This is a genomic window from Leminorella grimontii (assembly GCF_039789245.1).
In the GTDB taxonomy this organism is placed as follows: Bacteria; Pseudomonadota; Gammaproteobacteria; order Enterobacterales; family Enterobacteriaceae; genus Leminorella; species Leminorella grimontii.
In genome coordinates this window covers 3079441-3092500 of the sequence record NZ_CP146357.1, presented here as the reverse complement: position 1 = coordinate 3092500, position 13060 = coordinate 3079441, and the positions used below count along the sequence as shown (strand labels likewise).

Sequence of the window (13060 nt, the reverse complement as noted above, 5' to 3'; positions counted from 1 at the left end):
CAGAACCTGAATCATCAGCGGCATTAATGGAAGCGTCTGGAAAGTCGCGCGAAACAGGGTGATAGCCCCGTACATGAAAGTGCAGTTGGTGTGAGTTCGATGAGTAGGGCGGGACACGTGTTATCCTGTCTGAATATGGGGGGACCATCCTCCAAGGCTAAATACTCCTGGCTGACCGATAGTGAACCAGTACCGTGAGGGAAAGGCGAAAAGAACCCCGGCGAGGGGAGTGAAATAGAACCTGAAACCGTGTACGTACAAGCAGTGGGAGCCTTGATTTATCAGGGTGACTGCGTACCTTTTGTATAATGGGTCAGCGACTTATATTCTGTAGCAAGGTTAACCGAATAGGGGAGCCGCAGGGAAACCGAGTCTTAACTGGGCGTCTTAGTTGCAGGGTATAGACCCGAAACCCGGTGATCTAGCCATGGGCAGGTTGAAGGTTGGGTAACACTAACTGGAGGACCGAACCGACTAATGTTGAAAAATTAGCGGATGACCTGTGGCTGGGGGTGAAAGGCCAATCAAACCGGGAGATAGCTGGTTCTCCCCGAAAGCTATTTAGGTAGCGCCTCGTGAACTCATCTTCGGGGGTAGAGCACTGTTTCGACTAGGGGGTCATCCCGACTTACCAACTCGATGCAAACTGCGAATACCGAAGAATGTTATCACGGGAGACACACGGCGGGTGCTAACGTCCGTCGTGAAGAGGGAAACAACCCAGACCGCCAGCTAAGGTCCCAAAGTCATGGTTAAGTGGGAAACGATGTGGGAAGGCACAGACAGCCAGGATGTTGGCTTAGAAGCAGCCATCATTTAAAGAAAGCGTAATAGCTCACTGGTCGAGTCGGCCTGCGCGGAAGATGTAACGGGGCTAAACCATGCACCGAAGCTGCGGCAGCGAACGTATCACCCAAGACAACTTTGCAGAGTTGACGATTGACGGAGCGAAGCGACGTCAATGCGTTTTACAACGTCGAGTTGGCTTAGGGATACGTTCGTTGGGTAGGGGAGCGTTCTGTAAGCCTGCGAAGGTGGACTGTGAGGTCTGCTGGAGGTATCAGAAGTGCGAATGCTGACATAAGTAACGATAAAGCGGGTGAAAAGCCCGCTCGCCGGAAGACCAAGGGTTCCTGTCCAACGTTAATCGGGGCAGGGTGAGTCGACCCCTAAGGCGAGGCCGAAAGGCGTAGTCGATGGGAAACGGGTTAATATTCCCGTACTTGGTGTTACTGCGAAGGGGGGACGAAGAAGGCTAGGCCGGCCGGGTGACGGTTATCCCGGTTTAAGCGTGTAGGTGGGTGGTCTTGGTAAATCCGGACCGCTATTAACACTGAGGCGTGATGACGAGTCTCTACGGAGATGAAGTGGTTGATGCCCTGCTTCCAGGAAAAGCCTCTAAGCATCAGGTAACACGAAATCGTACCCCAAACCGACACAGGTGGTCAGGTAGAGAATACTCAGGCGCTTGGGAGAACTCGGGTGAAGGAACTAGGCAAAATGGTGCCGTAACTTCGGGAGAAGGCACGCTGGCAGTAGGTGAAGTGGCTTGCCCATGGAGCCGAAGCCAGTCGAAGATACCAGCTGGCTGCAACTGTTTATTAAAAACACAGCACTGTGCAAACACGAAAGTGGACGTATACGGTGTGACGCCTGCCCGGTGCTGGAAGGTTAATTGATGGGGTTAGCGCAAGCGAAGCTCTTGATCGAAGCCCCAGTAAACGGCGGCCGTAACTATAACGGTCCTAAGGTAGCGAAATTCCTTGTCGGGTAAGTTCCGACCTGCACGAATGGCGTAATGATGGCCAGGCTGTCTCCACCCGAGACCCAGTGAAATTGAACTCGCAGTGAAGATGCTGTGTACCCGCGGCAAGACGGAAAGACCCCGTGAACCTTTACTATAGCTTGACACGGAACATTGAACCTTGATGTGTAGGATAGGTGGGAGGCTTTGAAGTGTGGACGCCAGTCTGCATGGAGCCAACCTTGAAATACCACCCTTTAATGTTTGATGTTCTAACTCGACCTGCTGAATCGCGGGTGAGGACAGTGTCTGGTGGGTAGTTTGACTGGGGCGGTCTCCTCCCAAAGAGTAACGGAGGAGCACGAAGGTTGGCTAATCCTGGTCGGACATCAGGAGGTTAGTGCAAAGGCATAAGCCAGCTTGACTGCGAGAGTGACGGCTCGAGCAGGTACGAAAGTAGGTCTTAGTGATCCGGTGGTTCTGAATGGAAGGGCCATCGCTCAACGGATAAAAGGTACTCCGGGGATAACAGGCTGATACCGCCCAAGAGTTCATATCGACGGCGGTGTTTGGCACCTCGATGTCGGCTCATCACATCCTGGGGCTGAAGTAGGTCCCAAGGGTACGGCTGTTCGCCGTTTAAAGTGGTACGCGAGCTGGGTTTAGAACGTCGTGAGACAGTTCGGTCCCTATCTGCCGTGGGCGCTGGAAGATTGAGGGGGGTTGCTCCTAGTACGAGAGGACCGGAGTGAACGCACCGCTGGTGTACGGGTTGTGATGCCAATTGCATTGCCCGGTAGCTACGTGCGGAAAAGATAAGCGCTGAAAGCATCTAAGCGCGAAACTTGCCCCAAGATGAGTCTTCCCTGGAGCTTTGAGCTCCCTAAAGGAACGTTAAAGACGATGACGTAGATAGGCTGGGTGTGTAAGTGCAGCGATGTATTGAGCTAACCAGTACTAATGAACCGTGAGGCTTAACCTTACAACGCCGAAGGCGTTTTAGAGACGAAGAATTATTTAGCTTGTTTGTGGATTGAAGCTCTGTGGCGGAAGTATGATGAATACGAAAGCGGCGGAGTAAAACAGAATATGCCTGGCGGCGATAGCGCGGTGGTCCCACCTGACCCCATGCCGAACTCAGAAGTGAAACGCCGTAGCGCCGATGGTAGTGTGGGGCTTCCCCATGCGAGAGTAGGGAACTGCCAGGCTTTTAATTAGAAGAGGCCACTCGAAAGAGTGGCCTTTTTGCGTTTATCTTTTTTTTCTTTCCCTTCATACTTTCTTATTAGTTACGATAAGAACTATAAGTTCAGTGACGTTTTTTTTGTGATCTATACAACACTTTACCCGTGTTTATCCTATAGTTAAAAAGTACCTGTCTGGCATTTCTGCATGGGGATAATGGTGTTCATCGTGGGCTGTTGCCAATTGGTGACAGTTAATTATTAGTTAATTCAATACGTTATTTTGTTTGTTGCCGAAATGTTTCTTTTAATTTGCATAATGTCGTCAATAAGAGACGCTATCTCAAATATAAGAAACGGTGATTCTAATAACCTATTGAATAATTAATGAATTATGAATGTGGCCCAACACTTGCATGATGCACTTTACGGAAAGATCTTTACTGCAATGATATTCAACAGGGACGAGTCGCCAGACATTGCTAAACAACTTTATCTATAGAGGTGGTTATCAATGAATAATACTTTTCTTGTTCGCTCCACTACGGCCGTTGTGTTGGCTGCTTTGCTTGGCAGCGGTGCCGCACTTGCCGAAGAGACCGTTGCCGCTAAAACTGAGAATGCGGTTAAGGGGCTTGGTACTTCTATTGAAAGCTCGGTAGATAAGGCCGGAACAGAAATTGACAAGTCAATGAAGAAAGTCGACGGCTTTATGGACGACAGTACGATTACAGCGAAGGTAAAGAGCGCACTGTTAGACGATAAGGCCATTCAATCCACCGATATTTCAGTTAAAACCAGCGCTGGCGCCGTAACGTTGAGAGGCTTTGTCGGCAGTGAGGCGCAGCGCGCTCAGGCAGAGAACATAGCTAAGCAGGTTGAAGGCGTGAAATCTGTTAGTAATAAACTTCAGGTACAACAGGGCAAAGGAAGCTCGGTTGGGGCTTATGTGGACGACACGGCCATTACCAGTGAAGTTAAGGCAAAACTGTTGGCTGACAGCATAGTTCCCTCCCGCACCGTTAAGGTACAGACCAGCGAAGGCACGGTACTGTTAAGCGGTACGGTAAAAACTGAAAAACAGCGTGCTCAGGCAGAACGCGTCGCCGCTGAGGTGAACGGCGTGAAAAGCGTAAAAAATGACATAGAAATTAAACCGTAGCGCTATTAATAGGGTAAAGCGACAGCTTTACCCGCTACCGACTAACAGAGGAGGCCATCATGATGAATAGCGATATTATTCTAGGTAGGCTAAAGCAGTGGAAAGGCAGCTTTAGAGAATGGTGGGCGGAATTTGCCGGTATGGAAAACGAATACTTTGCTGGAAACAGCGACTGGCTTTCTGGCCTGTTGCAGGAAGACTACGGCAAAGAGCAGGAGCGACTTGACCTGGAAACCAAGGTCAGGCACTAACGGTTATCTATTTTTTCTTTCACGGTCGTTTTTTAGCGATCGTGACCTTTCTTTACTATTCGCAAGTACATATTTCCTCCAGCCTGCAGCTCGCTCTCTGCTATAGTCAACGACAGATCGGATATAGACAGCTTTGATTTTCAGAGGAGTGCGAGTGAAAGCCGCTTTTATAGATACTCACTGCCATTTTGATTTTCCCCCTTTTCTGGAGCATGAGGAAGAAAGCCTTCAACTGGCTGGGCACAGCGGCGTTGAGCGCCTGGTTGTCCCTGCCGTAACCCGAGACAGGTTCGATGACATTACGCGGCTTATCGGGCGTTTTTCTTCCGTTTATGGCGCACTGGGCCTGCATCCGCTCTATATAGACCGCCACAAAAATAGTGATGTGGATGAATTGGAACGATACCTCTCTGAGAAAAACCATCGCATTGTTGCTGTAGGGGAGATTGGGCTGGACGACTATATGGAAACTCCGCAGCTGGCGCGCCAGGAGCAGTTGCTTATCGAGCTGCTAAGGCTGGCAGAACGATTCAATCTTCCCGTCATTTTGCACTCTCGGCGGACTCATGATCGTCTGGCCAAGCTGCTTCGTGAAGCAAATCAGAGCAGAACGGGCGTTATTCATGGGTTCTCCGGCAGCCTTTCTCAGGCGCAGGCGTTTATTAAGCTGGGCTATTTTATCGGCGTCGGCGGCGTTATTACCTATGAGCGAGCGCAAAAAACTCGTCGCGCTATCGCTAAGCTCCCTTTGGAAAGGCTTGTGTTGGAAACCGATGCGCCAGATATGCCGCTGGCCGGATTTCAGGGGCAGCCTAATCGGCCGGAACGGATAGTGCAGGTCTTTGAACAGCTTTGCCTGCTGAGAGAAGAGCCGCCTGAGCAGATAGCCCAACAGATCTATTTAAACTCATTAGCTCTTTTCTGGCCCGGTCAGCGATAGGGTTTTTTCTTATGGGGGCGCTTCTTTTTCGGCTGCGTCGGGTTGTTCGCTTCTGTCGATGTGCTTTCGGGATGCGCCGGAGCGGCCGTTGATTTATCCTCCAGCCTGCGGGCCAGCAGCGCTCGAGCCAGTATAAAGCCAACGGCTGCCGCCAGCACGAGCATTAGCCGAAGCATATTGGTCGCTTTTTTTTGTTCCGCCGTCTCTGCTTTAGATACGTGGGTATCGAGAGTCAGACGAACGAAACCCAAGGGGCCGTCTTTACCCTCAATCATTTCCACAATCTGCTGATTTTCCGGTTTAACTGAACCTTTATTATCTATAGCCAAGCGTTCGCGAGCGCCGGTTTGCTCGCCTTCCTGTGCGATAAGCGCGCCGCCGACGCGATAAACGGAGGCGTCAAGTACGCGGCTATTTTCAGTTACGTGCCGTAAAATGGCGCGGATCTGCGGCTCATCGCTTTCTTCCGTTGGTTCATCCATCATAGAAACAAGAGAGAACGTAACCTGCTTAGCCAGCGTTCTGGCCAGCGCCTGAGCCTGTTTTGCTTGTGTCGCCTGACCGTTTAGGCTGAAATAGGTGATTCCTTGCATAAGGGCGGCCAACAACGCCAGGCAAAACAGAACGATAACGATCCGATGCAGTTGAAATTTTATCTTAAGCCGCTTGGACATGCCGTCACCCTATATGTAGAAGATGTTTTATGTTGCCAGAACTCTATTAGTTAGGATAGTTTTGAACGCTGTTTGCCGGCTAAAAGTGATTTAGCCGATTTGCCCCGTCTTTTGAAGGAGTTTGTTATATGCCTATTAGTCTGACCTATAGCGATTTGCCCGCGGAGATTGATTGCTGGCCCGGGCTACCGCTGTCGCTTAGCGGCGATGAGGTTATGCCGCTTGACTACTGGGCCGGCCACACGGGTTGGCTATTGTACGGGGAAGGATTGGACAAGCAGCGGCTTTCCCAGTTTCAGCGTCGACTGAACGAGCCGTTGGTTGTGGTGTCCGCTTGGAGCGTGGAAGAATACCGGGTTGTTCGCCTGGCCGGCGTGCTTTCAGTGAAGGCGAAAAAAATTGCGGAAGAGCATCGGCTGGACGTCGCGCAGATGGGGAATTTACCCTCATTGCGCTCCCCTGGACTTTTAGTGATGGACATGGATTCTACGGCGATTGAGATTGAGTGTATTGACGAAATCGCCCGTCTGGCCGGCGTGGGAGAACAGGTTGCTGAAGTTACCGAGCGGGCAATGCGTGGAGAATTGGACTTCGCCGCCAGCCTGCGTCAGAGGGTGGCGACCTTAAAGGATGCGGATGCCGCTATTCTTGACTCGGTAAAGGAGCGTTTACCCCTGATGCCGGGCCTGACGACGCTGGTTGAGCGTCTGCACGAGGCCGGTTGGCACGTTGCTATCGTTTCCGGCGGATTTACCTACTTTGCCGACTATCTGCGCGAGCGCCTGGATTTGATTTCCGTATCGGCCAACCAGCTCGGTATAAAGCAGGGTAAATTGACCGGTAAGGTAGTAGGGCCTATCGTTGACGCCAAATTTAAAGCGCAAAAGCTTCAACAACTGGCGGAAGAGTTGTCCATTCCCATGAGCCAAACGGTAGCTATCGGCGACGGCGCGAACGATCTGAAAATGATCAAGGTGGCTGGATTGGGCATTGCCTATCACGCAAAGCCGAAGGTGTATTCCAAATCCAAGGTGGCGATTCGTATGGCGAACCTGCTTGGGGTACTCTGCATTCTTTCCTCCAGCTTAAACCATGAAGGTAAATAGAGTTGGCTTTTTTGTTACACAGCACCGTTAGGAGACGTTGAGTTAATGGGGAGTCGTCATGGCAAAGCCGGTTAAACGCGCGTTCGTCTGTAATGAATGCGGAGCGGACTATCCGCGCTGGCAGGGGCAGTGCAGCGCCTGTCAGGCCTGGAACAGCATTACCGAGATCCGCCTGGCCGCCGCCGCGTCGGCCCGACTTGACCGCTTCTCGGGCTATGCGGGAGATTCCGGCGTTTCTAAGGTTCAGAAGCTGTCAGAGATAAGTCTGGAGGCGCTTCCTCGTTTTTCTACCGGCTTTAAGGAGTTTGACCGCGTTCTCGGCGGCGGCGTAGTGCCGGGCAGCGCGATCCTTATCGGCGGCAATCCCGGCGCGGGTAAAAGTACGCTGCTGTTGCAGACCATGTGCAAACTGGCCGGGCAGATGAAAACGCTGTACGTTACCGGCGAAGAGTCGCTACAGCAGGTTGCCATGAGGGCGCATCGCCTGGGGCTTCCCACCGAGCACCTTCAAATGCTGTCTGAAACCAGCATTGAGCAGATTTGCCTGATTGCCGAGCAAGAGCAGCCTAAGATCATGGTCATCGACTCCATACAGGTCATGCACATGGCCGACGTGCAGTCCTCTCCCGGCAGCGTTGCACAAGTGCGGGAAACGGCGGCCTATTTGACGCGTTTTGCCAAAACCAAGGGCGTAGCCATCATTATGGTAGGGCACGTGACTAAAGACGGCTCTTTGGCCGGCCCCAAGGTTTTGGAACACTGCATCGACTGCTCCGTACTGTTGGACGGCGACGCCGATTCCCGCTTCAGAACGCTGCGCAGCCACAAAAACCGTTTCGGTGCGGTGAACGAGCTGGGCGTCTTCGCCATGACGGAACAGGGGCTAAAAGAGATCAACAACCCGTCGGCCATTTTTTTAAGCCGCGGCGAAGAGATCACTTCCGGCAGTTCGGTGATGGTGCTGTGGGAAGGCTCTCGCCCCCTGCTAGTTGAGATCCAGGCGCTGGTAGACCACTCGATGCTGTCGAACCCAAGGCGGGTAGCGGTAGGCCTTGAACAGAACAGACTGGCGCTGCTGCTAGCGGTGCTGCATCGCCACGGCGGCCTACAAATGGCGGATCAGGACGTGTTCGTCAACGTCGTTGGCGGCGTAAAGGTGATGGAGACCAGCGCCGACCTTGCGCTGTTGCTGTCACTGGTTTCCAGCTTGCGCGACCGCCCTCTGCCGGAGGATCTGGTGGTATTTGGCGAAGTAGGGCTGGCGGGGGAAATTCGCCCGGTCCCCAGCGGGCAGGAAAGAATCATCGAGGCGGCCAAGCACGGCTTTAAGCGCGCCATCGTGCCGTTTGCCAACGCACCAAAGAAGGCGATTCCCAATATGCAGGTTTTCGGTGTGAAGAAGCTTTCTGACGCGCTATCCGTTTTGGAAGATCTGTAGAGCGATGCTTCGCTTCTCTCGGGCCGCAGTCGGCCGGAGAGAAGCGCCCAACTTAATAGACAATAACCGTCTTGCCGATGGTTGTCCCTTCAAGCTGCTTTTGGTGCGCCTGCGTAATGCTGTCAACGCTCAGGCCGTGCAGCGTCGTACTCAGGCTTCCCTTTAGCTTGCCTTCATCAATCAGTGCGGCGACGCGCTCCAGGATCCGTCCCTGCTCCGCCATATCCGGCGTCTGGTACATGCTGCGGGTGAACATCAGCTCCCAATGTAGCGCGACGCCCTTAGAGCGAATGAGCGACTGCTCTAGCGGCTTGTGGCTTTCGACAATAGAGCAAATGTGGCCAAAGGGAGCAATGATGTCGCCCATGGCGTTCCAGTAGGCGTCGGTGTCGTTCAGGCAGAAAATATAGTCCACCTGCTTAATGCCGTGGCTGAGCAGATTTTGCTTCAGGTCGCGGTAGTCGACCGTGAGCGAAGCGCCGCGCTCAAGGCACCACTGAGCGGATTCAGGGCGCGAAGCGGTCGCCACGATGCGGACTTTACTTTTAAGCGCCGCCAGCGGAATTGCCAGTGAACCAACGCCGCCCGCACCGCCGATGATGAGCAGCGTTTTGTCTGCGCCGGCGTCCTGAATTTTCAGATGTTCGAACAGCCCTTCCCAAGCGGTGAGCGCCGTGAGCGGAACGGCTGCCGCTTCCGCCCAGCTCAAGGAAGACGGCTTGCGGGCCACCAGCCGGGAGTCAATCAGCTGATGCGTCGCGTTGCAGCCCGGTTTGGTGATGTCGCCGGCGTACCAGACTTCATCCCCCACGGTAAAGTTTTGAACCTGTGAACCGACGCCGATAACGACGCCCGCAGCGTCCCAGCCGAGAATGCGCGGCTGAGGCAGCCCATTTTTTTTCAATCCCGCATGGACTTTGGTATCGACCGGGTTCATGGCGATGGCTTTAATTTCAACCAGCAGGTCTAAAGGACCGGGAGAAAGCTCCGGCTGGTCAATGCGAATAAATTGCTGAGGATTTTTAGGATCGACAGCGATAGCGAATCTGGACATAGCGTAATTCCTTAGCGTAATGACGATGTTTCTCAGTCTATCCGCCCGGATGGGGTGTGATAAGATGCTATTATAAGAACTTAATGTTCATTAAATGAGAACAATTGTGTTTAAACAACTACAGGATATGGCGCTGTTTACCGTTGTTGTAGAGGCGGGAAGTTTTACGGTAGCAGCCAAGCGCGTGGGGCTGCCCAAGTCCAGCGTGAGCCAGCGTATTAGCCATCTGGAACAACAGCTGGGGCTGCGCCTGTTGATGAGGACGACTCGGCAGCTTAGCCTGACGTTTGCCGGGGAGCGCTATTTAATCCACTGTCGTGAAATGCTGCAGGCTGCAGAACGGGCCGAACGGGCCGTCGAGGAGCTGAAGTCGTCCGTGAGCGGGCGCGTGCGGATCACTGCGCCGGCCGGGTTGGCCGTCACGCTGCTGGCGCCAATTGTGGTGGATTTTCAAGCTCGCTATCCCGAGGTCTCCGTTGAGGTTTACGTCTCTGATGTCGTGACCGATCTGGTTGCCGCCGGGTTTGATATCGGTATCAGAACCGGAAAGCCGAAAGACTCGAACCTGATTGGGCGATTCTTAGGGAACTATCCCCGCCGTCTGGTTGCTTCTCCCGGCTACCTGTCGACCGAGGCGGAGATTGCGCATCCGTCAGAGTTGGAGCGGCATCGATGCATCACGCATCGGGCGTGGTCAGAGTGTACGCTGAGAAAAGGAAAGTCGGTTTTTCTTTGGTCGGCCTCCTCTCGCCACGTGACGGACAACCTGCTGTACGCGCGCCAGTGCGCTATTTCCGGCGGAGGAATCGCACTGCTGCCGTCCTTTTTAGCGACGGAAGCGATAGAGCAGGGAACGCTGGTTCCCGTTTTGGAAGACTGGCAGGCGCAAAGCAACGAGCTGTATTTGGTGTATCCGGAACGTAAGCTCAATACCTCCGCGCTGGAACGCCTGATAGAGATGATTTTGAGCCATCCTCTGGTGGCCGCGCATTCGATAACCCGCTGAAACCTATTGAGCGAGGCTTTGCGTCAACGTTCGGCGATGGCCCTCAGGGCGTCCGATTCGATTATCGTCAGGGCATCCGGCGATGAAGAACGTGCCTGAAGCCAAAGCGCTTTAGCGACGTCGCCTGCCGGAATGGACTTCCACTTGCCCGGAAAGTAGTGAAACAGCGGAGCGGCCAGCAGCTCGGTCGTTCTTGGTTCTTTGCGCTCGCCAAGCAGCATGGAGGGGCGAGCGAGGGTTAAATGGGGCCAGTCTTGAGCTATTAGCTGCTGTTCCATTTCCCCTTTGGTGCGGTTGTAGAAAAACCATGAGTTAGCGTTAGCGCCCAGCGCGCTCACGGCCAGATAGTGAGTCGCGCCCAATCTGAGCGCCGTAGCGCCGCCATATACCGGTAACGTAACGTCGGCGTGACGAAATGCCGCTCTGCTGCCGGCTGTTTTCTGGGTAGTACCCAGACAGCAGAAGGCGACGTTTACCGGGGCCTCTAGCGCATCGAGAAGCGCTTTGAGATCGCTGCCGCAAGGATTTATGACCTTCTTGTCCGTACTGGGCAGAGGGCGGCGCGTCGGCGCATAGACGTTCGCGACGTTTTCAGAGGCGGTGAGTATTTTCAGCAGATGGCTACCGATAAGTCCGGTTGCGCCTAAAAGCAGAATGTTTATCGGCATAAACGGCCCTTGGCGTGGGGAAACTGTTGTCATATTGTGGCACAGCCGGAGAAAAAATGCCCCTGACGGGCAGGGGCATAATAAAGAAATGCGGCGGGCTTCTCTTATTTTGTCATTCTTTTGTACTTGATGCGGTGAGGTTCAAGGGCGTCAGCGCCCAGAGTGCGCTTCTTCCACTCTTCGTATTCGGTAAAGTTACCTTCAAAGAACTCCACTTTGCCTTCATCGCCGTAGTCCAGAATGTGGGTCGCGATGCGGTCAAGGAACCAGCGGTCGTGCGAGATAACCATTGCGCAGCCGGGGAACTCCAGCAGGGCATTTTCCAGCGCGCGCAGCGTTTCTACGTCAAGGTCGTTGGTCGGTTCGTCGAGCAGCAGCATGTTGCCGCCCACTTGCAGCAGCTTGGCCAGGTGCAGACGTCCGCGCTCACCGCCGGACAGCTCGCCGACGCGCTTGCCCTGATCGGTGCCCTTGAAGTTGAAACGCCCCACGTAGGCCCGGCTTGGAAGTTCGAAGTTACCGATCTTCATGATGTCCAAACCGCCGGAAACCTCTTCCCATACCGTTTTCTTGTCGTTCATCGCGTCGCGGAACTGGTCCACGGAGGCGATTTTTACCGTATCGCCAAGCGTGATGGTGCCGGAATCCGGCTGTTCGGCGCCGTTAATCATGCGAAACAGCGTGGATTTACCCGCGCCGTTGGGGCCGATGATCCCGACGATAGCGCCTTTGGGAATAGAGAACGACAGGTTGTCGATAAGCACCCGGTCGCCGTAGGACTTAGTCAGGTTCTGCACTTCCAGCACCTTGTCGCCTAAGCGAGGTCCGGGTGGAATAAACAGTTCGCTGGTTTCGTTACGCTTTTGATACTCGACGCTGTTAAGTTCTTCAAAGCGGGCAAGGCGGGCCTTGCCCTTGGCCTGACGGCCTTTAGCGCCTTGGCGGACCCATTCCAATTCTTTCTCGATAGACTTACGGCGGGCGGCTTCAGCTGAAGCTTCCTGCGCAAGACGCTGGTCTTTTTGCTCGAGCCAGGAAGAGTAGTTGCCTTCCCACGGAATGCCTTCGCCGCGGTCCAGCTCCAGGATCCAGCCGGCGACGTTGTCGAGGAAGTAGCGGTCGTGGGTAATAGCGACCACGGTGCCTTCGTAGTCGTGCAGGAATCGCTCCAGCCAAGCGACGGATTCGGCGTCAAGGTGGTTAGTCGGTTCGTCGAGCAGCAGCATGTCCGGCTTTTCCAGCAGCAGGCGGCACAGCGCGACGCGGCGGCGCTCACCGCCGGAAAGGTGTTCGATAGTGGCATCCCACTGCGGCAGGCGCAGCGCGTCGGCGGCGCGCTCCAGCTGGTTGTCCAGGTTGTGGCCGTCGTGCGACTGAATGATGGCTTCCATCTCGGCCTGCTGCTTGGCCAGCTTGTCAAAGTCGGCGTCCGGCTCGGCGTAGGCGGCGTAAATTTCGTCCAGACGGGTCAGGGCGTTTTTCACTTCGCTGACCGCTTCTTCAACCGCCTCGCGTACGGTTTGCTCTGGATTAAGCTTCGGCTCTTGCGGCAGATAGCCGACCTTGATGCCGGGCTGCGGACGCGCTTCGCCTTCAATGTCAGTATCGATTCCGGCCATAATGCGCAGCAGCGTAGATTTACCCGCGCCGTTAAGGCCGAGTACGCCGATTTTCGCGCCGGGGAAGAAGCTTAAGGAGATGTTTTTTAGTATATGCCGCTTGGGCGGAACAACCTTCCCAACGCGGTGCATGGTATAGACGTATTGTGCCATAGCCTTATTGGTATCCAATAAAATAGTGGTGTACAGAATTGCCGCCTATTGTAGCGCTTCC

General features: G+C 54.0%; 10 protein-coding genes and 2 rRNA genes (1 of these 12 cut by a window edge). 8 read left to right on the top strand and 4 right to left on the bottom strand.

From position 1 onward, the window contains the following. The 5 genes from V8L73_RS14310 to V8L73_RS14290 form a co-directional block, all read left to right on the top strand. Positions 1-2726, top strand: a 23S ribosomal RNA gene (locus V8L73_RS14310); it begins 268 nt to the left of the window's first position. 110 nt (positions 2727-2836) lie between these two features. Continuing rightward, a 5S ribosomal RNA gene (rrf, locus tag V8L73_RS14305) occupies positions 2837-2952 on the top strand. A gap of 490 nt (positions 2953-3442) precedes the next feature. Then, a complete protein-coding gene (gene osmY / locus V8L73_RS14300; RefSeq protein WP_027274777.1) occupies positions 3443-4090 on the top strand; it encodes a molecular chaperone OsmY in 648 nt (215 codons plus the stop codon). A gap of 59 nt (positions 4091-4149) precedes the next feature. Then, positions 4150-4341: a CsbD family protein gene (locus V8L73_RS14295; protein ID WP_373876177.1), complete on the top strand. Its 192-nt coding sequence runs from the start codon at positions 4150-4152 to the stop codon at positions 4339-4341. A gap of 154 nt (positions 4342-4495) precedes the next feature. Further along, complete coding sequence (locus tag V8L73_RS14290) at positions 4496-5281, top strand: TatD family hydrolase (protein WP_261832300.1); 786 nt, start codon at positions 4496-4498, stop codon at positions 5279-5281. Here V8L73_RS14290 and V8L73_RS14285 read toward each other — a convergent pair. After that, complete coding sequence (locus V8L73_RS14285; RefSeq protein ID WP_261832301.1) at positions 5272-5955, bottom strand: AhpA/YtjB family protein; 684 nt, start codon at positions 5953-5955, stop codon at positions 5272-5274. The genes V8L73_RS14290 and V8L73_RS14285 overlap by 10 nt on opposite strands. 128 nt (positions 5956-6083) lie before the next feature. Between V8L73_RS14285 and serB the strand changes: the two genes are divergently transcribed. After that, positions 6084-7061: a phosphoserine phosphatase gene (gene serB, locus V8L73_RS14280; protein WP_347253301.1), complete on the top strand. Its 978-nt coding sequence runs from the start codon at positions 6084-6086 to the stop codon at positions 7059-7061. A 58-nt stretch (positions 7062-7119) separates the two neighbouring features. Further along, positions 7120-8499 (top strand): DNA repair protein RadA, encoded by a 1380-nt coding sequence (gene radA / locus V8L73_RS14275; RefSeq protein ID WP_347253300.1) that lies wholly within the window; start codon positions 7120-7122, stop codon positions 8497-8499. Positions 8500-8551: 52 nt separating this feature from the next. Here the strand turns inward: radA and V8L73_RS14270 are convergent, their stop codons facing one another. After that, the gene (locus V8L73_RS14270) at positions 8552-9553 is read right to left on the bottom strand and encodes a zinc-binding alcohol dehydrogenase family protein (protein WP_347253299.1); all 1002 of its coding nucleotides are present in this window, start codon (positions 9551-9553) and stop codon (positions 8552-8554) included. A 106-nt stretch (positions 9554-9659) separates the two neighbouring features. On the opposite strand from V8L73_RS14270, the gene V8L73_RS14265 reads away from it, so the two are divergent. Further along, entirely contained in the window at positions 9660-10559 is a 900-nt protein-coding gene (locus tag V8L73_RS14265; RefSeq protein WP_027274771.1) for a LysR family transcriptional regulator, read from the top strand. Between the two features lie 23 nt (positions 10560-10582). Here the strand turns inward: V8L73_RS14265 and V8L73_RS14260 are convergent, their stop codons facing one another. Continuing rightward, positions 10583-11227, bottom strand: a complete 645-nt coding sequence (locus tag V8L73_RS14260) for a hypothetical protein (RefSeq protein ID WP_347253298.1) — start codon at positions 11225-11227, stop codon at positions 10583-10585. Positions 11228-11331: 104 nt separating this feature from the next. Then, positions 11332-12999 (bottom strand): energy-dependent translational throttle protein EttA, encoded by a 1668-nt coding sequence (gene ettA, locus V8L73_RS14255; protein WP_027274769.1) that lies wholly within the window; start codon positions 12997-12999, stop codon positions 11332-11334. Between the last annotated feature and the right edge of the window lie 61 nt (positions 13000-13060).

Coding starts and splice junctions, on each gene's coding strand:
- osmY (WP_027274777.1), top strand. CDS start 3,443: ATGAATAATACTTTTCTTGTTCGCTCCACTACGGCCGTTGTGTTGGCT.
- V8L73_RS14295 (WP_373876177.1), top strand. CDS start 4,150: ATGATGAATAGCGATATTATTCTAGGTAGGCTAAAGCAGTGGAAAGGC.
- V8L73_RS14285 (WP_261832301.1), bottom strand. CDS start 5,955: ATGTCCAAGCGGCTTAAGATAAAATTTCAACTGCATCGGATCGTTATC.
- serB (WP_347253301.1), top strand. CDS start 6,084: ATGCCTATTAGTCTGACCTATAGCGATTTGCCCGCGGAGATTGATTGC.
- radA (WP_347253300.1), top strand. CDS start 7,120: ATGGCAAAGCCGGTTAAACGCGCGTTCGTCTGTAATGAATGCGGAGCG.
- V8L73_RS14270 (WP_347253299.1), bottom strand. CDS start 9,553: ATGTCCAGATTCGCTATCGCTGTCGATCCTAAAAATCCTCAGCAATTT.
- V8L73_RS14260 (WP_347253298.1), bottom strand. CDS start 11,227: ATGCCGATAAACATTCTGCTTTTAGGCGCAACCGGACTTATCGGTAGC.
- ettA (WP_027274769.1), bottom strand. CDS start 12,999: ATGGCACAATACGTCTATACCATGCACCGCGTTGGGAAGGTTGTTCCG.